Raw genomic sequence first — 21377 nt, forward strand, 5'->3', positions numbered from 1 at the left:
TCTTGATCGATCCCTGGCGCTGGGCTGAGACGCGCTACGATTTGTAACCATTCTGATAGATCTGACATCTCGCTAAACTATCCTTTGCTATCCTCATTCGGTACAAATGGTAAAATCGATTGTATCGATAGAACACATTCATACGGTGGATCACTCAAGATTATGCGTTTCAAGGGACTCGATCTGAATCTCCTCGTCGCGTTCGACGCCCTGGTGACGCAAGGCAATCTCACTGCGGCGGCAAGAAGCATCAACCTCAGTCAACCTGCCATGAGTGCTGCCGTCGCGCGGCTTCGCACTTACTTTCGCGATGAGCTATTCACGATGAGGGGCCGGAAGCTTGTCCCAACGCCGCGGGCTCAAGCGCTCGCAGTCCCGATTCGCGAGGCTCTCGCTCACATTCAGCTCTCCATCATTTCTCCGGACGGCTTCACTCCGTCTCAATCGAATCGGCGATTCAGGATCATCCTGTCCGACTTCATGACTGTCGTGTTTCTTCGACGAATCGTGGACCGCGTCGCGCGGGAAGCTCCGACAATCAATTTCGAGTTGCTGCCGCCCGTAGAGGAACCCGATGAACTTCTCCGGCGCGGTGAAGTCGATTTCCTCATGTACCCGGAGATGTTCATGTCGAGTGCGCATCCCAAGGCGGCACTGTTCGAGGACACTTTCGTTTGCGTGGGCTGCCCGATGAACAAGCAGCTGGCGCCGCGACTTACGTTCGAGAAGTACATGTCGATCGGGCACGTGGAAGCCCAGTTCGGGCGCTCCCTGAGGCCCTCCTTCCACGAATGGCTCTTGCTCGAGCATGGTTTCAAGATACGCACTGAGGTCGCTGTGCAGGGTTTTGGTATGATTCCGCCTATGTTATTGGGCACCAACCGTATAGCGAGCATGCCCTCAAGATTGGTCAGCCATTTCGCAAACACGATGCCCCTGCGGGTCATCGAACCTCCGCTGCGACTTCTCACATTCACCGAGGCCGTCCAATGGCCGGCCATTCATAATACTGATCCCGCAAGCATTTGGATGCGCAACATGTTCTTGCAAGAGGCATCCATGATGGTCTCTCCGTCCGAGACCAACCAATGTCACGGCCCGTTCTAGGATTGTTCGGCCGTTTGCGACCTACTCTTCGTTAACCAGATCTACGCCAGGCTCGAAGCACCGGTCCTCGCTGGTGTTCGGATTGGCGCGCTTGAGCGTAGTTTGATCGGGTCGGCGGCGCTATTGATCTCGCGCTGGCGTGACGATCTTGCGCGTCATACAGCTCGTTCGGCGGCGCTCCGCAATGACTTTCCGCTGATCCGACGGGCTGCGTCGCGCTGTTCTACATGAGCTGAGCTCAGAGCTCGCGAAATGATCCGGCCAGTCAGGTGAACGAGATCCGGCCTCGGCACTAAAATCCCTTGAATCGTACACCGCGTCAGGTTGTAGACCAAGACCTGCGATCGAGGCTGCAAACGTGGACACTGCTAGCGCACCCGCACCGCTCCTCGCCTGCCGTTGGGCATTCTCCTTGCCGCACTGTCCCGGCGATCGCAGCAGTAATGCCGAAGCTCGTCAGTAGCTAAACGCCTCTTGGCGGGCCGCCCCACAGGGTCGATGCCGGCTCGTTCGCGTCGAACCAACTTGTTCTGCCGAACGCCAATGCTGTCCACAGTCGCGTCCGGAAAGCGCAACGCGAGCTGGCGTAACTCGGGAGAGCGGAACCTGCAAGTGAGAGGTCTGCGCAAGGTTGGCATGGAGGTTGAGACACGTCATCTCAACGGCTTGTCTTACTCTTATACTCGATCCCGCATGACGGAGCGCAACCGCAAACTCGCTGGCCGCAGGATCAACCTGGATCCACCCGCCGTGAGCTCGCGGCATTGTCCCGCTGCGCGCGTGCTTGGGGGATGAGTGTTTATGATGAGAGGACGGCAACTGTGCCAATGTCCGGCGCACGGAAGGGCTCGCCGCTCCCATTCGCCAAGCCCTGCTCCACCTACAGCTTTTGCTCGTTTCGGGCGACATGGTCAATCCAGCCACATCGGATCGTGGGTGCAGGGTCATCCTTTCGGATCTCGCGACAGTCGTGTTCTTTTCGAAAGTGTCGTGGCGCGTGGCGCGCGGGATGCCGCCGCCGTTAGCCCCGAGTTGCGGCCCCTCACCGCTGTCCCTGAAGAGCTACTTCGGTGCGGTAACATGATTTGCCTATCTTACCCAAAGCATCTATGTCCAGCGCTCGCAGACCAAAGCGATACTGTTCGAGGATGAAAGTGAGTGAGCTTCTGGACGAGCAAGCCATTACCCGCGACAGCTGGACTGTGCTGCCCAACACTGATCCGGCTCACGTCTGGATATGCGAGTTATTGCTGTAGGAGCTATGGCACGTCATCGTTTTCCCGGCGCGGCCGCGCGGCGCCCGGGGCCTGTTGACCTGTTTTGAGCGCCTCCAGGTCCAACGGATACGGAGCGATCCTTCAAGGCTCGGTCCTCAATCGCGAGTAACGTTTCGCCAGCCGCGCGAGGTGCGCTTGCGTTGAGATACATGCCGGGAATGGTTTTGCGGCCCGCCTTCTCTCATTCTACCGACGCTTTGGGTCGCGGACTTGCGCCGTTGAAGAGCAGCCATCATTTTGTGGCATTCCAAAACCCGATGTTGCCATGCGCGAACAACGCCTTCGCGCCGGCAAAGCCATCTCAACAGGACTAGCATCGTGTCGAAAATGCTGTTAGGCGCCGAGCGGGCGGCCGCGTCACGATGTGGTGGTAAGACTGATCTGCGATGATTGACCAATCAACGCCGGCTCGACGATAGACATCAAAGCAAGGATACGACCGAAAGAGGCCCATCTGATCAGATCAGTACTGTGTCTGGGCCGCCGTTCGCGAAGCCGTGTCTCAAGAGCAAGCGGGGCTGCATGTATCCGCTTTCGCTTCGCGTGGCGATCAGACAGCAGATGGCCCACTGCTGCGGCAGCATCCAGCAGAAATTGCACAGTTTCGGTTAGGGCAGTGTTGGACAAAAGGGAAGCAAACGCCGTGTTGCACAACGGCACCACACGAACGTCCTGTCACATTCTTTCGCGCACGTCGCCGCTCCGTCTCCTTTTTGCCCCACCACAGCCAAACGGCTTCGTCACGTGCGGCGCCGGTGCGACAATCAAAGGAGCTTACTCTTGGATAAGCCGAGCGGAGTCTACGATCCGGAGGATCTCGCGAGCTTGGGAAACCTTTTTGATCGAGCAATCGCGTCTTTACCGACATGCATGCGAACCAGCGAGAATCGCGTGGCGATCGCCAGACTTGTGATGCAACGCGCAGCGAGGGACGAATTGGCGTCGCTGGCGAACTTGATGCTTGCACTTGTCTCGGCCGCTTGATCAACAGCATGCGCTCAGTCCTCCCGGGGGTTCGCAGCAAGAGACCATCATCTAGATCATTGAAATAACTTGATTCTCACGTGACGTCAGGTTGTAGGCTTGCAAATTGAGGACCATGACAAACGCCACACCACGACGGCGCCGATGGCGCATTGGAGAACTTGCAGAGGCGACCGGCGTAACGGTACGCACTCTGCATCACTACGAACATACCGGGTTGTTGACGGTCTCGGAACGTACCGATGGCGGTCACCGCATGTACGATCGAGAAAGCCTACAACGCGTCTCTCAGATTCGCGCGCTACGTGAGCTCGGCTTCTCGCTTCCTGAGATCCGCAAAGCCATCGAGGGGCGGACATCTCTCACGGACCTATTGCGCAACCATCTGGAGCGAATCGAAGTTCAAGTCGCGCGGGCGACACTATTACGGGATCGATTGCGCAATATGACGACGCAAGGTGAGACAGAAGTCAGTGTCGACGAGTTGCCGGCCACGTTAGATGCAATGTCGCGGATTGAGGAGCGTACCCCCTCGGCCATCTGCACGTGCGCCTCTAACGCTAGCCGCGAAGATCGGTGGCGGAAGATTCGGGACGAGCTACGTAGCTGCATGGATCGGGGCGAGCCTCCATGCAGTGAGCGGGCAAATGCGGTCGCGCGTCAGGCCCGTTCGCTGCTGACTGAGATCGCAGGAGTTGACTCGACTGTCTCGATGATACTTAAGGTGCTGACGCGATTGACCGAACCACACAATCTCGCCGGCTGGGATGCGAGCCTCATGCGATACCTGGATCTCGCCCTCGCCGCGCTGGAGGACCAGCTGGGAAAGAGTTGACGCACGCGGTTGCCCGCGACTCGGTTATTGCAATGTCTCTAAACCCAATGAAGTGATGCTGATCCTTGTCTGACTGAGGATCGTTGGCCCGTAGCAATTCGCCTGCGAATCTGCGTTGTCGGCACTCTTTGGGGTTCTTCGCACTGTGGATTTTGGCAATCAACCTCGACGAGCACCCTTCGAAGTACTTGATTCGCACGTAGCGTCACATTGTACCTTCTAAAAGCATCGACGCAGCGGCGGGGCGAGCGAGAGCGCCGGCTAGGCCGACGGAGACTCCAATGATCGGCATCACTTTCGGAAATTCCCGGTGAGAGCGCTGGGCGAGAACAAGTCGGTAGATGATCGTCTTTGGCCATTGCTGGCGACTGCGCAAACGGCACGCTCTTTACCTTTATGCCGGCCTCGACGACGAATGCTGCAGGGGCAGCCGCTGTCGCCAAGCTCAAGGGTACGAGCCTATCTAACGCAGGTTGCACGCTCTAGATGCCGCAGTTCAAGCATGGGCAGGCTCGGTCAAACGGACGGGCACTTCGATGCCGCGCGGGTCGCTGCGGTCCTACTTCGGGCTCAATCGACACGGCCATTGCCACGGTTCGATTCGACTCGAAGGGAGACAATGCCGCTTCTGGGTTCATCGTTTACCGCTGGCGCGACAATACCATCGAAGCGGTCGCGCAGACCTGACCGCCCGCACCAACACGCACGGAGCGTTCGAATGATGAACCATCCTCGACATAGCGATTACGCGCTGCTCACGTGCGTCGCAGTCGCCGCAGTCGCAGCATTTCTCGCCCTCGCGGCAATGCTATCAAAGCTGTCGTGCACGCCCGAACGGCCGCCCGAAGAGTACGTTCCCATTCGCCTGGTGCCACTAGAGTGAGCATCACTTCCACATTCGTAAGGCCGACAAACATCGGTGACTTCTTCCAGCTAGTGAAACTGATGCGCACCTCGCTCTCGGGAGTGAGCTGCCAGGACCTCTTTAGAAGGAACGTAGCTTGTGGCAAGATGTCAGTCGTGCGCAGTCTGTCTGCGGATTATGCGAGTTCAAGCCAAGCGTTAGCAGCGCTGTTCGGCCGAGTGGACGTGGCGTTGCCTCCCCTCGTGAAACAGGTATTCGCTGGAATAACGCCGCGCGCCGCCTGATCCGTGCTGATCGCTGCCGGACTTTGAGACGGGCTCTGATCCGGTGCGGCGCTTAGATCTGAGCCCGCCTATGGCACCCCACCCCTCACATTCATGCACGCCTTGCGCTTCCCGGCTCCGAACACAGCGCGCGCATCACGTAGGCTCGATGAAGGCCGTCAACTGCTCTCGCCGACAAAAGGGAGAACACCAAATTGGATGCAAAACTGCAAACTATGCTTTCCTCGCTCTCGCCGGTGGCTCGCGAATTGGATGCTCTGCCGTCCGGGCGACCCACCCCGGATAATACTTGCGTGAAACTGAACACGAATGAGAACCCATTTCCTTTGCCAGCCATCGTGATGCGAAGCGCAATTGCAGCTCTTGAGGTGCAATACCGCTATCCAGAAGACGACAATGTCAGCTTGAGACAAGCGGCCGCAGCGGCCTACGGGATTGCCACTGATCGCGTGATGGCTGGCAATGGATCGTCTGAACTCCTCAGTCTCATTTACAGAGCCTTTCTTGCCCCGGGCGACGGCATCGCAATGATGTCGCCCGGCTTCTCATTCAATCGCAAGCTTGCCATGTTGCAAGGGGCCCGGTTCATTGAAATTCCCTGGTCTGAACCCGACTGCTTGCCGATGGACGAGCTGCTTTTCGGTCCGGCTAAACATGCCAAGTTCATTCTGCTGGCCAATCCGAACAATCCGACCGGAAGCTTTGTTCCGCTCGCTGAGATCGAGCGCCTCGTTATACGATCTGACCGATTGATCGTATTGGACGAAGCTTATGTCGATTTCGCACCTGAGGACGGCCTACGCCTCGTTGAGCGCCATTCGAATCTTTTGGTCTTGCGCACGTTTTCCAAGAGTTATTCCGCCGCTGGCATTCGCGTCGGCTTCGGTTTCGGCCATCCCGAGCTGATTGGGCGGCTTCGCAACATCCAGAATGTTTTCAACATGAATGTGGTCGCTCATGCCGTTGGCATGAGCATCCTTGCGCATCGCGACGCCTACGAGGAGAACCATCGCCACGTAAGGCTTCAGCGTCAGCGCGTAGCGGCCGCCCTCTCTGAATTTGGGTTCTCCGTAACGCCTTCCCACGCGAACTTCCTCCTCGCCCGTGTGCCGGTGGGCCAGGGTGGCAGATGGTGGCAGGCGGCGTTGCAAGACCAGAGCGTCCTCGTTGCCTTCTTTCCGGATGCCGGCCTGCAAGAGTGCATTCGGGTTAGCATCGGTACAACGCGCCAGATGGATGAGTTTCTTGCGGCTGTCGGCCGCATTCTTAAGAAAATGGGATGCCGTGGCTAGTGACCCCTTGCACTCAGGTCACAGATCCCCGTTCGTCATCGATCCGGACCCACACATGATGAAGCTTCGCGACGCAGCCGGAGTCAGTTTTTGTCCGATCGGCGCATTGCGAGCTGTTGAGAACGGCTTCGCAGCATATGCACCGCAGTGCCAGCGAGCGCCTCTTGCACCCCAAGACCCGGAGGACTCCGGTCCTCTCTATAGGAGATAACTGAGTGAGAAACGTTCTTCCCTCAAACCTGACCTGCGGCATCTTTGATCATCTTGACGAGGACGGCCCCGATATCGCGCGGCAATACGCGGACCGCCTCGCGCTGGCGGAGGCCTACGACCGGCTCGGTTTCTATGCCTATCATCTGGCGGAGCATCATTGCACCCCCCATGGACGCGGTCCATCGCCGAACTTGTTTCTGTCAAGCGTCATACAACGCACACGGCGACTTCGCGTTGGTCCATTGGTCATGCTGCTCAACCTCTACCACCCGTTGCGGGCATTCGAAGAGATCTGCATGTTGGATCACCTGAGCAGCGGCAGGGTCGAGGTCGGTCTTGGTCGCGGCTCCCTACCGATCGAACTGAGTTATTTTGGAGTTGGAGCCGATGTTGCCTCAAGCCGTTACGAGGAAGCTTCCCAAATCTTCGTTAACGCGATGAATGGCGGCCCGCTCTCGTACGAAGGGCAACATTTTGCGCTGAGCGACGTTCCTTTGACGCTTTCACCTCATCAGCGTCCTTGTCCCCCGACATGGATTGCTACAAATCGGCCAGAGTCCGCGCATTGGGCGGCGGCGAATGGCGCTAATCTGGCGTGCATGGGGCCCTCTTCTACCGTTCGCAAGGTAACAGATCGCTACCGCGCTCATCAGAACGCCAAGCATGACGCCAACGGTTCAGCACCATTTCTCGCATTACTCCGCATGATCGTAATTGCCAGCTCTGAAGCAGCCGCCCGCTCCCTCGCCGCGCCAGCCTACGAAACATGGCTCAAGAGCTTTAAGTTCCTGTACGAGCTCAATGACATCCCGCCTCCATCCAACCTGCCCCTAACCTTGGATGCCGCAATTGAGAGTGAACTGTGCGTTGTCGGAACGCGCGCTTCGGTGCGCCAAACTCTTCTCGATCATGTGGAAGAGGCAGGCGCCAACTATCTCCTTTGCCAGCTCGCCTTTGGATCTCTGTCACTGGATGCCTGCCTCAGCACAGCAACTGCGATTCACTCCGAGCTCATAGCGGCAGAGCACTGACGGTGACCCAACATCGATTCCAATAAGTTCGTCCTTGACCAGGCAATAAATGGCAACACCGAGGGCCGTGAGCACCGCAGCCGGATGCATTTGTCAAGCCGCTCTTATGGTTCAAATGGCTCTTACGCGCATGAGACCCTTTCGACTACATCACGCTTTGGCGCGCCAGTTCGTCAATTGCATTCCACACAAATCCAAGGTTTGGCTTATAACCCGGGCGGGCCTGTCGTGACGCGGTCCTGGCAGCGCTCCGACCAGACGGAGGAGATCGCGCGTAAGCTCGAGATCGTGCTGGCGGAGTTGGCTTCGCTGCGCATTCTGCTGGCTGCGCACGGAATTAGCACCCCTCCACCTCTGCATGAGGACTACCTCACTGTTCAGCGATTCGCAGCGATGAACCACATAAGCCCCGAAGGCGTGCTCTCTCGGATCCGCCGCGGCAAGTTGCGCGCGGAGAAGCGCGGTGGCCGCTGGTGGGTGAAATGCACGGTTTGCACAGCATGGCCGTGCAGTGGCGAGGACAATAAGACAGACGAAATGAACCAATCCGAGATCGGGAATCCAGGACATGGAAATGATCTGCGCGTTTAAGTCGCTAACTTTTTTGAGCTCGACCGGACAGCCGGTGGAGACTCGAGAGATCGATCGAGGTCGACGTGGCGCACGACCAACACACCATCGCCAAATCGGAAGGCTCGATCTCGATGCACCCACGCAATCACAAAACGGGTGGGCGCCCCGAGCACCGGGATATCGGATGACCACCTTTGCGTGACCGGGATCACTCATTCAATTCGGCCTCGTCAACAGAGCGATCCGAGTGAGAAAGCGGAAGAGCACGGATGCGTGGCAGAAGTCCAACTCCGATGCCGCTGCATGCATTGTGGCAAATGGAAAGCGGCGCACACCCTCGATGTCAGTTTTGCACGTGAGCCGCCGCACGCTACCGTGTTACGGCCTAGAGCACAGGAAAGATAAATGCCTTGCTCGCAAATCGCACAGTTTGTGAGTTCCCCTGAGCATATCTTGAACGTCCGTCTCACGCCCGCTGGGGCGTAGCAGCGGACATGTATCCAAGTCATTCGCCTGTTCAAGGTCGCCTAGCGCGCCGCTGTCAAAGGGGACAGGTCTGATTTCGCTGGGATGGTCGCCAGAGTCTGGCTGGAGAAGGAGATAGCCAATGATGTCACCAAGACTGATATCAGTCCTCGGGTCAATGGTAGCAGTCGAGCGCATGTTTTGGAAACTTCGAGAACTGATCGATGGCGATAGCTCGATCTCACCTGAAGTTCGAGAGACGCTTCATGTAATACTAGATGCAAAGCTTCTTTCCGCAAAAGATAAGATTATGAGCGACGCGCGCGCTGCGATTGACGCAACTCCTGGTTTGCCTCAGGCGGTCCGCGATCGAGCATACAGGTCGCTCGACTTTGCAATGAAAATGTTCATGACCAGAACCGCGCCGCCCTAAGGACCTCTTAAGGAAGTCGGTATCTGCAGCGCTCATCCCAAGATGCATTGATCCATGCCCCGCTCCAGCGAGCCCTTGCCCGGACACTTTGCTGTGCAGCGTTGGTTAGCCGAGCGGCTTCGATTGAGCTCCTGAGCAGCTATGAAGCTGATGGGAATGGAGCAAGCTTGGGTGCGCAGCTGCCGAAATGCTGCAGGCTGTTTTTCTCGAGCATCCCGAAGCAGGCTTCTCTGCCCATCTTTAATGGTCCGCGCGCGACAATCAAGGACGTGTTGACGGCGCGGTGGGACGCGTCGGATCGGGTGTGCGGCAAGTGGCTCAAGGTGATGATCCCAACCTTGCTGCCTGCCCTTGAGCAACATGGCCGATTGCAGCTCGGCCAGTCGGACCGTGATCGTGTTCTGGCTATCAGCGCCGCCACCATCGATCGCCTGCTCGTCGATGTGAAGATCGCGGCGAGCGGCTGCAGGCGGCGCCGTGCCGTATTTTATTCGGCAATCCGGCGCGAGGTCCCGATCCGCACGTTCAATGACTGGAACAGCCCGGTGCCCGGCTTCTGCGAGGTCGACATGGTCGCCCATGGCAGCACGTCGGTGGCTGGCTCGTTCATCCAAACCCTCACGATGCTCGATGTTGCCAACGGCTGGACGGAGTGCCTGCCGTTGCTGACGCGGGAAGGTTCGCTGGTCGTCGAGGCGATCAACCGCGCACAGAGCCTGTTCCCCTGGCTGTTGCGCGGCGTGGACTTTGACAACGACAGCGCCTTCATGAACGATGTCGTCGTGCCATGGTGTCGCGAACAGAAGCTCGAAGTCACTCGCTCGCGCGCCTATAAGAAGAACGACCAAGCCTTTGTCGAGCAGAAAAATGGTGCCGTCGTCCGCCGCCTGATGGGCTATGGCCGCTTCGATGGCGTCGAGACGGCGCGTATGATGGGCCGCCTCTATGCGGCGGCACGGCTCGCTACATCAACTTCTTCAGCCGTCATTCAAGCTGAAGGAGAAGCGTAGCGAAAGTGCGGTCCTTTCGACGTCACACTCCCGTCATCGGTGGTTGACTAGTTGGTCGGCGCGAGGCGGCGGACGCCTGGTTCCTACGACGTGACGCTACGGCGAGCACGATTGCGACAGCATCGACAAGGAGCACCTTTCATCTCCCGCGGCATCTACGCCGCTTCGATGCCCGTGGCTATCTGCACTGGGCGAGAAGAGAGATCCAGAGTTATCGCACGACTTCGACCTTCATCTCGCGCAGGATCAGCACCGCATGACCGTGACAAATGCTTCCTGGCCGAGTTCGATTCACCTGAACTCGCCTACCTAAACTGAGAGGTTTCGAAGGTGAGGCTTCCCTCCTAGAACTCGATCCGCGATAGTCAGTACAGCGGATGCCTCATGAAACCTGACGAGCGCCTAGCCGAGGTCCTTGAGAATAGCGCGTGTTTTGATGATGAGGCAGGGGAGGTGTGGGCACAGTGCCTCTCACCCAGTGAGCGGCTGGCGTATATTCGCAAGCATCGCTCTCACTTCCGGTTCGCAGATTACGATGAAGTGACAGCTGTTGTACGGGGTCGGCGCTTCACCGGTTGCTCATCGCAGCTCCTTCGATGGCGCCACAGGATCAGAGCAAGGGCGTTGCAAAGCGCTTTGCTCTTTTCGGTTGCGGTGTGGCTGGGCGTCATGTCGCTTGCGGTGCGCTTCATCCGCTGAGATCAGCGACCCGCTTTTCGCCCACGCTTACGCAATCTACGTTCGCACGCGAAGGAGCATAGCGAGGCAGTTGAAGATGATCCGCAACGCCGCAACCTGACGCAGGGTTCGGTTCAAGCATGCCTTTCGGCCCAAATGTTGCGATGCAGCTACAGCTATTCGCGCGGATGTTGTTAAGACGCGCGAGGCTCGGGGCACTCAAGACATGAGAGTAGAAATGAAGAACTTGTTGCTTGCGACTGTAAGCATTGTGGCGCTTGGCGCAGTGGCGCCCGCATTCGGCGCGGATCTGGCTGCGCAGCCCGTCCAGCCTCTCTATACCAAAGCTCCGCAGCCTGTTGCGGCTACGATCTACGACTGGAGCGGCTACTACGTCGGTATGAACGGCGGCTTGGGCTCAAGCTCGAATTGCTGGGACTTCAATGGCGGCACGCCTGAGGGCTGCCATGATGCGACCGGCGCTACTGTGGGTGGCCAGATCGGCTATCGAAGGCAGATGGGCCAGATCGTGCTTGGTGTTGAAGGCCAGGGGAACTGGGCTGATTTGACTGGCTCGAATGACAGCGTCGCGTTTGCGGATATCAACAAGACCAAGGTTGATGCGTTCGGCGTGGTAACGGGGCAGTTCGGTTATGCGGTGGACAACGTATTATTTTACGCCAAAGCTGGTGCCGCAGTGACGAGCAATACCTATCAGATTAGCTCGACCCTCACGGGCGCGCAGCTTGGGAAGAGCGACCACATTTTTTGGGGTGGTGCATTGGGAGCTGGGATTGAGTACGGTTTCGCGCCGAACTGGTCGGTCAGTCTCGAGTACGACCACCTATTCATGCAGCCCGGAGCGGTGCACTTCCCCACGCCCGCAGGCGGAACCGATCGCATCCGCCAGGATCTCGATCTTCTGACTGCACGGCTCAACTATAAGTTCGGCGGCCCGTTTCTTCTGAAATATTGATCCGCAGTACGAACGGCGGAAGCCCCGGCCCATGGCCGGGGCTTGTTTTTTGCGAGGGCGGGTCCCAGGCGACTAGGTTGTCGCAATTCAAGCCCAAAAACTGCTCCCATATTGGACGAGTGGCGGCATCCACAACCAACCAGCTTGCGAAGATCACTGTCGCACGCGTGTCATCGATGCGGCGAATGGTGTCCCGTCATGGCCAGTCCACGTCGGATTTAGGCAATCGTGCGAACCTCTCACTCATCGAAGACGCGACCAACCCTCGGCGGGATGCGCATCGAGGCTCCCGAAGACGATCGAGATGACAGGCTTGTCAGCTATTCGCGGCAACGGCATCTTCTGCACCTTGGGCTGAACGTCCTCGCTGCTATTGTCATATTGTCACGCTGGTCAGATCGCTCGCTCGTGACTCCGGCATAGCTCGATACGAGGCAGCGGCGCCGAAACGTCAGATAAGACCGAGGCGAATCGCCTTGGCAACGCAATGGGTACGGCTGTTCGTCTCTAGCTTTCGCATCGCGTTCTTCAGGTGAAAGTTCACGGTATTTTCACTTACTCTCAGGATGACTCCGATTTCCCAGGATGATTTCCCCTCTTCCACCCAGCGGAGGCAATCCTTTTCTCGTTCGGATAGGGCCACTTGGATTGGATATGGCATCTGCCCTCCGATGACGGCGCGATTTCTGCAAATGCATGATGAAACTGCTAAGCCAATGCGTTGAGACGACTGAGGCGATACTCAGGGTCGACATCGTCGAACCTGGATGCAAAGGATGCGACAGATAGTTGTCCAAATGGTCCGAACAGTGGTACGGTTACGCCGTGCTTCAGACCGGCCTCTTTGGCCTCGTTCAACACACGCATTTCGCCGGGTTGCAATTGATGTTTGTGAGCAAGTTGATCCCATAGAAACGGAGCCGACTGCATCGTCGTACGCCGAACCACGGGATCGATGGCATTGTATCGGCGTTCAGCATTGCGCTCGCACCACGCGGAAGGAAAGTTCACTGTCACGGCGGCTGGCAGATACTCTGGCCGGCGGGTCGGCTCCGCGTCCGTCAGCGTCCCGTAAGCGACTTGACTGAAGCCCTGTTCGCTCGAACAGCTCACAAGCAGATTGAACAACACCTCGGGAGATCGACTCTGTTTTGCGCATTCGATGAAGCAAAATAGATCCATTTGGTGCCTCCGCCACCGACTTAGGCAACCGGTGCTGCGTCTTTTGAGTGGATCGATTTGGGCAGGGGCCCTGCGCCACTTCAGCCTCCTCTCTGCGAAGTGCCCGACCGAACGCGACAATCATACTTCTCGTCATGAGCTGCAATCGACTTGGCTGAGATCGGATAGTTGCTCGATAAAGAACATTGTGCATGCGCTTCTTCGGGAGGAGGCGGACCTGAAGCGTCCAGCAAATGTCGTACCAGCTGAGGCCCCAGGAGCAGTGCCGCAAAAGCACGAGTGCTGGAGAACTGGGGACGCAACGTTCACTGTTAGAATTCGGACATTCGTCGCAAGAGAGACAACCTTGTTCGCGCTAGCTGAAAAATATATGTTGCATCGGCAAGTACGCGAACGATCGTTTACGCGTTGGTCAGCCTCCCGCCCCTGCCCCGGGGGCCAGCCGAGCTAGCTAGGCCCAGCGCCCGCGTCATAGGGCGCAGAGGCAATTAGACGCAGAAATGGCATGCATCCGCTGCGATACCGGTCTGCCATGGCGGTCGCGCCGTACCGAACGCAACCCTGGAGATCCCCGGTTGCGCGATCGCGTATTGCCAAGCGCTCGTGTTCAAAAGCACCCGGACATGTTTGGGCGAGCGAATCATCCGAATACGGCAATGGCACCTGCGGCTTAAATGACATTCACCTGACCGCACATCATGGGCGTTCTGTTCACGCACATTGACAGACAGAAGCCGTGCGCATGGTCTTCCTGCACGGGGCTGGTGCTCCACCTCGGAGATGCACGGCCATAAATCCGCTTTACAAATGGTAGATCATCGGTCCGCTCGGCCAATATGCCCAGAACTCGCGACCGTCTGCACTACTGACATCTGCTCGGATTCCAGTTGCCGCGTTTCGGGCGGATACGAGTTCGGGCGTGATCTCGCGACGATAGTGGCTCGTTGTGCGGTAAGCATAGCACCCCCAAGCGTCGCTTTTATCGGTCTCCTCCGCGCCATCAATACTGCCCTTGAAATCACCCGTCTCTGCTCTCATCCTGGTAAGCAGCGTCGCTCACGCAGTGTTCGCAGGCGGCTTGCAGCGCCTGATGCATGTCCGCAATGAGATCACTCGGCCCCTCGATGCCGGCGTGAATACGAATCAATGGTCCATCAAATGAAACCGTTGCTTCCGTTCGTTGAGGACCATCGACAGGCAGCACAAGGCTTTCGTACCCACCCCACGACAATCCGATTCCAAAAAGGCGCAGTTTCTGGAAGAAAACCGAAAGCTGGGCCTTGGAGATAGGCTTCAGAACGACGCCGAATAGGCCACTTGCACCCAAGAAATCCCGCTTCCAAATATTGTAGCCAGGATGGTTTTGGAGCGCAGGGTGTAGAACCCGGCCCACTGCCGGGTGGTCTTCCAGGCTTTGAGCCAGCTTGAGGCCATTTTCGTAATGCTGCCTCATGCGAACGGCTAGTGTGCGCAGTCCACGAAGAGCTAAATAGATGTCATCTGGCCCAGCAATCTCCCCGAAATGATGAGCGCTTTGCTGCAGGAGCGGCCACGCTTCCTTGTTAGCGGTAGCAATGCCCAGAAGGGCGTCGGAATGACCAACGATATACTTGGTCGCGGCATGGATCGAGATGTCGACGCCATGGAGAAAGGGTTTGAAATAGAGCGGCGTCGCCCAAGTATTGTCCATGAGCACGAGCGCACCCGATTGATGTGCGATCGAGCACAGCGCGGGCAGATCCTGTACCTCAAACGTCATGGACCCCGGGGATTCCAGGTACACGGCTCGCGTTTTTGTCCCAATCTTCGCCAGTAGATCCGAAGGCTGAGTGGGATGGAAGTACTCCACCTTGACCTCAAATCTAGTTAGAACCTGGTTCGCGAACATCCTCACGGGTTCATAGACGTTATCGCAGATCAAAACATGATCCCCGGCCTTCAGGATCCCGAGAAGTGCGTGGGAGCACGCAGAGAGCCCCGAAGGGAACAAGATCGAACGATACCCGCCCTCCAGTTCACAAATGGCAGCCTCGAGAGCACGAGACAACGGTGAGCCGAATCGTCCGTAGTTCGTCACTGGATTCTGCTTGCGCCTATCCCACTCTTCGAGGGTTTCCGAAACGATCGTGGAACCTCGATAGACAGGAACATTGGCCATCCCGGCGTGTTTAGCGGGCGCGCGACCGAGATGAGACAATTGCGTGTTGGGCTCTGGCAAGAGTTTATCCCAAGCGATGCGATCCATACCTCTCCTATCTGGGACTCGCGTCGCTTAAATGCGCGGCGAATGCCCACTACTATAAATCTGCAACTCGTCTCAGGCGCGACAACTCGAGAACTCTGTATCGTATCCCAACCTTGGAGCAGCTCTCTTCCCAGATCGAAAGCGCTGTCGACCGCACAGTGAGACCGCGCCGGACCGAGCTCCCCGAAAATCGGTGGTCAGCTTCATTCAGCTCTTCAGTGGGTCCATCACTACAGCAAAGGGCGGGCCAGACGCGCTGGCTACGCGCTGCAGGCGGATTAAGCCGGACTGGTCGCATGCCTCGGCCACCAGGCGGATTTCTTGTCGGACAAAAGACGCTGCATGTGGGCTCCTCGCCAAATCGGCTAAATCGGGACGATCTTGATGTGGGTTGACAATTGCACTTCTATGAACTCGCGCGTTGGCGTTTGTTTTTGCAGCTTCCCAATGAAGGCCTAGTTGCTGCACTGCTTATAGCGAAGCGCGGAGCATGATTTGCGCCGTCATGCAAGTTCGTGGTGCAAGAGCATTTCGCAGCCCCACTACGCTGCATGATCACAACTAACAAGAACCGACACCTGACTGAATCGAGGGCTGGCCCTTAGCAGACTTGACTCGTACCTAGCGTCAAGTTGTACCAACTAGCGGTTCGATTCTTCGAACCGAGACACATTCCGGGCTCAAGGTGCCGGCGCGGCACATTGAGGATCTGCGAGGCGCGCTTGAGATGATGGTGGCAGCTCTTATTGTCCTTTCGATTGTCGCCGCCGGTGGGGCCAGCTACGGCGTCCGCACTCGGCGTTTTCGCAGCCGACGAGAGCGCGCGCGGCTGCATATGGCTACGGCCCGCTCCGCAGAGAGCTGCAGCAGTCAAGCGCCGTCGCGCAACTCGCTCGAGCAACCCGCCTGCTGGCAACCAGAACCACATCTTGCGGACCAGAAGCGCTCGACAATAGCCCGCGAGGGCTAAACAATTCACGCGCCTGGGATCTCTTCTCATCTGCAGAATTCGCTGCCGGCCCCCTCGGCAAGGTGCAGCTGATGCGCGAGTTCTTACGTTGTGCTGCGGCGTGTCGCGGCTCCAGAACTACGACAGATGCGTTTCTCGGCGGGGACGTCCGAACGGAGCGACGTCCGTAAGCGGCACGCGTTTCGACGCGCTAAGTTCAAATAATTTGAAACGCAAGCGAGTCAGACTATACCGCGAAGAAGAACCCCAATCCAAGATCGTATGATGGCTGTAGCCAGGCGTGCCTATTCGATTGCCTGCATGCTAACGAAGCTTATGCGCGGTGCGAGGCTTGTTCGCCGACTGCGCTGTACGATCGTCGATCCGCTCTCGGAGGCCTTAACATTCGGGCTCATCAGCCTCATACTATCAATGATCGTGGCAAACCCCGCTTTTTCAGAAAAGCAGGTGATCAGGAATGCAGCGAGTGCGCCGATCCCACACTCTGTCTGCCGGAATGCCGCACGGGTCTGACCAGCGCTTGCGCGACGTACAGCTCGATTTCAGTGAAGGAGCCCGGACGTCCTAGTCAAGGCGACGCTGGCAACTGGGGGATCGCCGCTTCTATAGCCATTTCGGCATTGACCTTACCGCGATCGCGCTCTCATTGCATGCCGGCCCGGGCACAAAGGCCGTGCGCTCGTCCATTACCCAGCAGGTTGCGAAGATTCTATTCCCCTCAGATGAACGCAATTTGGAGGTCAGGATTCAGGAGGCGCTTGTCGCAATTTGGCTCGAATGGCGGCTCAGCAAGGGATGAAATCCTGAAGGTCTACCTAAACCCTGTGCAGATCGGACGCGGCATCTTCGGCGTCAGTGAAGCTGCGCAGAGTTATTTCCACAAGCAGGTTCAGGATATCGAACTTGGCGAATCAGCCTGCTTGCCGGCCTGATAAATGCGCCACTAGATCTACCTTCGCATGTTGCTCTTCCGAATTGCGCGTGCGCGTGCAAACCTGGTTCTGGACACCCTCGTCGAGACCGGGCTCATCACTAATGATCAGCTGTTCGCGGCAAAGCAACATCCGGCGCGCCTGATCTTCATGCATCAGGACGCGTTGCCGAATTGAAGAAATCGAGATGAGCGTGATCTCGCGGAAGATGATTGCCACTGCCGCCAAGGAGTGGAGGGTAGCACAGCTGATTGACTGCAAATTGGTATCGCACCCCGTAATGTAACTGGCGGACCGCGATTCATCGGAAAGAGCCGGCCGGTTGCCTGGCGATAGCAGGGAGGCTGATCGTCGGATCCTCGCTGAACGGGGCGACGGTTTCCAGGTATGTTGCGTGCCCGCTGGACGGCCCATCCATCGCTCAGCATGAGCACACCGACGAGGCGAATGATGAAGCCCTCATTGGTGAAGATGCTGACAAAATCGAGACGTACTCGTTGAAGTCGTATCATCCGATCGAAACATTAATACCGTTTGGGCGGCAGCGTCCTCATACAGTTGACGGCAGCGCGAGACGTGCGAGGAATTGAGCAAAGTCTTCATTGCTGCACGCGTCTTATCGTTATGAATGGTGTCTGGCGAGATGGTGAAAGCATGCGGCAACAACCTGAAGCGAGCACCTACCTACTCTGATGAGAAAGCCTTGCCATTTCTCAATGAGGAAGCATTCGGGTGGTTAGGCAAGAGGGCAGAGCGTTGATCAATAGCGGCCGAAGAAGGCAAGCCTGTTTGCAACCTATACCGTGAAGCTGCTGACCTTAGGTCTCGCATTGAGCTCGTCAGGCGGCCGGGTCGAGCTGTTGGAAGGGTTGGAGTGGCGGCGGCGCTGGTGGCAAGATGATAAGGCGCGGATCATCGAGAAGACGTTGTTGCCAGCGGCGAAGGTGATGGAGGCTAAGGCGATGGACAACATGCTCAAGTGCTGGAGCGAGTTTACCCGCGTGATCCGCGGCCGCGTCTGCCTTTGAATAGCGCCGCCTGGGATCACCATGTGTTATTCGGGAATGAACAACGATTGGAGACGCCACACCTCCCAGATATGGGAGTGGCCAGAACGAGTTCAATGCCTCGTCCGGCGTGAAGAAGGTCTCGCTGGCGGACCTGATCGTTCTCGGCGGCAGCGCACCGGTCGAGAAGACCGCCAAGGACGCCGGCATCGACCTGAAGGTCGGCTGCACGCAAACGACGGTGTTACCGCTCAAAATCCTTCTGAGAAGCAAATTGTCCATCAGTAGCTTGAAACGCAGGCTCGAGCGTCCGCGTATGACTTGATTCGCATAAGCTGCAGCTTTGCTGGCGACTTTGGTGTTGCGGTGGACGGAACCGCTCACTGCAGCTGTGGGGCTTCGCCGGAAGCCGCCACGACGGGCTTTACGCACGAGCCAAGCCTCGAGCGCCTCGGCGGCCCTGCACCCGGGCCCAACGAACACATCGAGGCGCCGGCGGCCGCTGGCCGAGACGACCCCATTCCCGCAGCAATGCAGTGTCGCCAAACAGGGGTGGCTCGATCGTGAGCACATAGAAACGGGCCATGTTCCGGGCCGGATCGCAAGGTTCGAGCACGAAGTATTGCACCGTGAGTTCGGACATGTGCCAGAATCGCATGCCACCGAAACGGCCGTCCAAATAAACTACTGAATCGATCAGGACGAACGATTCAAAATTTCATGCCAGCGAGCAAACGAATGCGGCGCGTTCACCGAATTTCAGGAGATTTCCGGGCTATTTTCCAGCCGCTCAAAGAGCGAGAATTGGCGTCGCCCCTGTGGGACCCAGCTTACGGCTGCGCTGAAGCCCCGCAAGCGGGCTTCCCCTTACCGGGCTGCCATCTCCGGATTGATAGTCGCCGCACCCATTGTGGCTCGGATTCTGCTCATGGAGCGGCGGACCGCTTCAAGGGAGGCCGCGCTCGCGTTTTAGCGCCGTGCGAAGCACTATGCATTAAGACGATCCTTCGTTCCCTCTAAGGAGCCCGGGCCAGTAGTGTCGGTCTTTCGTCGGTCGCGGCCCAAAAATGGCCTGGCCAACTCTAATGACGTCAGCCCCCTCTTCGATTGCCATCTCGAAGTCGCTTGTCATACCCATAGAGAGCAGGTTAAGTCGCGGCGATATCCTGTCGCGTAGCGCGTCTCGCAACTGCCGCAGCAACTTGAAACACCCGCGAACCTTGTCGGCGTCACGACTGAAGATTGCGAGAGTCATAAAGCCGCGAGCAATCAGGGCCGGATAGTCGGGAAGCCGACGCACAAAGTCGCCCACTTCGTTTGGCGAGAGACCGTATTTGCTCACCTCACCGGAGGTGTTGACCTGGACGAATACGTCGAGACGTCTACCTTCGGCGCCGAGCCGGGCCTGGAGCGCATCGGCCAATCGTATGCTGTCCAGCGCGTGAAACTCGCTGGCGAATTTGATCATCGAATTCACTTTGTTTGTCTGGAGGTGGCCGATGATACTCCAGTTCAGCGACAGATCGGCGAGATCTCGAGCCTTGCCCTCGGCTTCCTGAACTTTGTTTTCCCCGAAGTTAGAGAGGCCGAGTTCGGACGCTCGTCCGCTCCCTGCTGGTCCCTCACTCGACTCTTCAGTGAGCGAGAGATCACGACATACTGAATTTCGATCGTTCCGTCCAGATATTGGGCCGTCTTTGCCGCGGTCACATGACGCGCTATCGGCATCTGGGTCAAAAGTGCTCTCGCGCCAATCGATTGCATACACTGTATGATGCCGTTCATTGCGGCTCTCGTGGCGAACTTTTTGCGTGGGCGGCGTCAACGCTAGCGCGTTCACCGCGATCGAGCTTGGATGCCACAGCAGAGAACAACAGTCGCGCGGCGTGAAGATCCGTCGCGACGTCCGCCAGCAGCCATTGCAGCCCTGAAAATCGATGGTTTTCGAACCAAAGGCGGTGACCCATGTCGTCGGTCGTTCGTGGCCGCCAGCGCGCGATCGAGCAAGGCCTCCATCATTCCACAGCACAGGGCTGCGACGAGCGTTCGGGCGACGTCGACACCGGCCATGGCACGTTTGAAGCCGTCGCCCGGAGGAAAGAGCACTGCGGCCTCGTCTACGGGGCAATCCGACAATTCGATCCCAGCGAGCCCCATGGCGTGACACCCGACTAGATCGTACGGCGGCGTCACCGACAAGCCCGCAGATCGTCGCTCCGCCAGAAAGCCAGCCGAACGCGCACGCATGGCCAGTATCCGCCCAGGGTGGGCGAGGCTACCCTGCACCGTGCGTTTGCTGGCGTGCCGATTCTGCGCCATCTCGCGGGTGGCGCGTTCGTCGAAATACTTCTTGGCTTGGAGCTCTTGTTGCCTGGACCGTCTCTCGTCTTTACTGGGCCGCGAAGCGACCGGCCCTTGAACGACTAAAAGCTCACTCCGCGGGTCGGGCGGTCGCGACGCCGTTCCTCCGCGACGTCGAGCGCCGCAACTGGCCTTCGGCTTGCGCAAGCGCACGTAGACCTGTGCCGCCAAAAGCGTCAAGCAAAGGAACAGAAAGAATGCGCTGATCGGCCGCTCGACGAAAATCATGGCGTCACCGCGCGAGACCAGCAGCGAACGGCGGAAGTTCTCTTCGAGGCGTGGCCCCAGGACGTAGCCGAGCAGGATGGAGGCCGGGTGGAAATCGAGCAACAGCAGCAGATAGCCGGTCAACCCGACGACGACGGTCTTGCCGACTGGAACATGTCTTTGTCGGTCGAGTAAACGCCGATCGCGACGAAGAACACCGCACTTGGATATAGATATTTGTAGGGAATCATCAGGAGCTTCACCCAGAGCCCGATCAGCGGGACATTCAGCAGGACCAGCATGGTGTTGCCGATCCAGAAGCTCGCGATCAGGCCCCAGAAGATGTGGGGTGCTCTTTGATCAGTTGGGGACCGGGCAGCGATGCCCTGGATCATCAGCGCACCCAGAATCAGAGCCATGACTGCGTCCCCGGGAATGCCAAGGCTCATA

General features: G+C 57.9%; 16 protein-coding genes and 1 pseudogene. 10 read left to right on the plus strand and 7 right to left on the minus strand.

Translation table 11 applies throughout. The annotated features are described in order from the left end of the window. Positions 1 to 162: 162 nt before the first annotated feature. From IVA87_RS07535 to IVA87_RS07565, 7 genes are all read left to right on the plus strand, one after another. Positions 163 to 1107, plus strand: a complete 945-nt coding sequence (locus IVA87_RS07535) for a LysR family transcriptional regulator (protein ID WP_247281308.1) — start codon at positions 163 to 165, stop codon at positions 1105 to 1107. 2376 nt (positions 1108 to 3483) lie between these two features. Then, complete coding sequence (locus IVA87_RS07540; protein ID WP_247333180.1) at positions 3484 to 4203, plus strand: MerR family transcriptional regulator; 720 nt, start codon at positions 3484 to 3486, stop codon at positions 4201 to 4203. Between the two features lie 1364 nt (positions 4204 to 5567). Beyond that, a complete protein-coding gene (gene hisC / locus IVA87_RS07545; RefSeq protein WP_247333281.1) occupies positions 5568 to 6644 on the plus strand; it encodes a histidinol-phosphate transaminase in 1077 nt (358 codons plus the stop codon). Positions 6645 to 6859: 215 nt separating this feature from the next. Next, positions 6860 to 7888: an LLM class flavin-dependent oxidoreductase gene (locus IVA87_RS07550; RefSeq protein WP_247333181.1), complete on the plus strand. Its 1029-nt coding sequence runs from the start codon at positions 6860 to 6862 to the stop codon at positions 7886 to 7888. 228 nt (positions 7889 to 8116) lie between these two features. Further along, positions 8117 to 8479 (plus strand): helix-turn-helix domain-containing protein, encoded by a 363-nt coding sequence (locus IVA87_RS07555; protein WP_247302370.1) that lies wholly within the window; start codon positions 8117 to 8119, stop codon positions 8477 to 8479. Between the two features lie 1047 nt (positions 8480 to 9526). After that, positions 9527 to 10369: a transposase family protein gene (locus IVA87_RS07560; protein WP_247333182.1), complete on the plus strand. Its 843-nt coding sequence runs from the start codon at positions 9527 to 9529 to the stop codon at positions 10367 to 10369. Between the two features lie 916 nt (positions 10370 to 11285). Then, positions 11286 to 12023, plus strand: a complete 738-nt coding sequence (locus tag IVA87_RS07565) for an outer membrane beta-barrel protein (RefSeq protein ID WP_247333183.1) — start codon at positions 11286 to 11288, stop codon at positions 12021 to 12023. A gap of 451 nt (positions 12024 to 12474) precedes the next feature. Here IVA87_RS07565 and IVA87_RS07570 read toward each other — a convergent pair whose 3' ends face one another. From IVA87_RS07570 to metC, 3 genes are all read right to left on the minus strand, one after another. Continuing rightward, positions 12475 to 12684, minus strand: coding sequence for a helix-turn-helix domain-containing protein (locus tag IVA87_RS07570; protein WP_247281301.1), 210 nt, complete (start codon positions 12682 to 12684; stop codon positions 12475 to 12477). 47 nt (positions 12685 to 12731) lie between these two features. Next, entirely contained in the window at positions 12732 to 13205 is a 474-nt protein-coding gene (locus tag IVA87_RS07575) for an autoinducer binding domain-containing protein (RefSeq protein ID WP_247333184.1), read from the minus strand. Positions 13206 to 14223: 1018 nt separating this feature from the next. Continuing rightward, positions 14224 to 15450 (minus strand): cystathionine beta-lyase, encoded by a 1227-nt coding sequence (gene metC, locus IVA87_RS07580; protein ID WP_247333185.1) that lies wholly within the window; start codon positions 15448 to 15450, stop codon positions 14224 to 14226. 1728 nt (positions 15451 to 17178) lie between these two features. Between metC and IVA87_RS07585 the strand changes: the two genes are divergently transcribed. Further along, a complete protein-coding gene (locus tag IVA87_RS07585; RefSeq protein WP_247333186.1) occupies positions 17179 to 17352 on the plus strand; it encodes a transglycosylase domain-containing protein in 174 nt (57 codons plus the stop codon). Here IVA87_RS07585 and IVA87_RS07590 read toward each other — a convergent pair. After that, positions 17332 to 17571: a hypothetical protein gene (locus IVA87_RS07590; RefSeq protein WP_247333188.1), complete on the minus strand. Its 240-nt coding sequence runs from the start codon at positions 17569 to 17571 to the stop codon at positions 17332 to 17334. The genes IVA87_RS07585 and IVA87_RS07590 overlap by 21 nt on opposite strands. Positions 17572 to 18155: 584 nt before the next feature. On the opposite strand from IVA87_RS07590, the gene IVA87_RS07595 reads away from it, so the two are divergent. Both IVA87_RS07595 and IVA87_RS07600 read left to right on the plus strand, forming a co-directional pair. Further along, entirely contained in the window at positions 18156 to 18380 is a 225-nt protein-coding gene (locus tag IVA87_RS07595) for a hypothetical protein (RefSeq protein WP_247333190.1), read from the plus strand. Positions 18381 to 18489: 109 nt separating this feature from the next. Further along, on the plus strand, positions 18490 to 18684 hold the full coding sequence (locus IVA87_RS07600) for a hypothetical protein (protein WP_247333192.1): 195 nt from the start codon (positions 18490 to 18492) through the stop codon (positions 18682 to 18684). Positions 18685 to 19353: 669 nt separating this feature from the next. Here the strand turns inward: IVA87_RS07600 and IVA87_RS07610 are convergent. The 3 genes and pseudogenes from IVA87_RS07610 to IVA87_RS35025 all read right to left on the minus strand — a co-directional run bounded on the left by IVA87_RS07610 (position 19354) and on the right by IVA87_RS35025 (position 21376). After that, positions 19354 to 20127: a YggS family pyridoxal phosphate-dependent enzyme gene (locus IVA87_RS07610; protein ID WP_247333195.1), complete on the minus strand. Its 774-nt coding sequence runs from the start codon at positions 20125 to 20127 to the stop codon at positions 19354 to 19356. Next, a pseudogene (locus tag IVA87_RS35305) lies at positions 20055 to 20948 on the minus strand (acyl-CoA dehydrogenase family protein); the annotation flags it as partial. The pseudogene IVA87_RS35305 and the gene IVA87_RS07610, both read right to left, overlap by 73 nt. Before the next feature lie 119 nt (positions 20949 to 21067). Beyond that, the gene (locus IVA87_RS35025; protein WP_346658345.1) at positions 21068 to 21376 is read right to left on the minus strand and encodes a tripartite tricarboxylate transporter permease; all 309 of its coding nucleotides are present in this window, start codon (positions 21374 to 21376) and stop codon (positions 21068 to 21070) included. Position 21377 lies beyond the last annotated feature (1 nt).

Origin of the sequence: Bradyrhizobium sp. 147 (assembly GCF_023073935.1) — a bacterium.
Classification (GTDB): Bacteria; Pseudomonadota; Alphaproteobacteria; order Rhizobiales; family Xanthobacteraceae; genus Bradyrhizobium.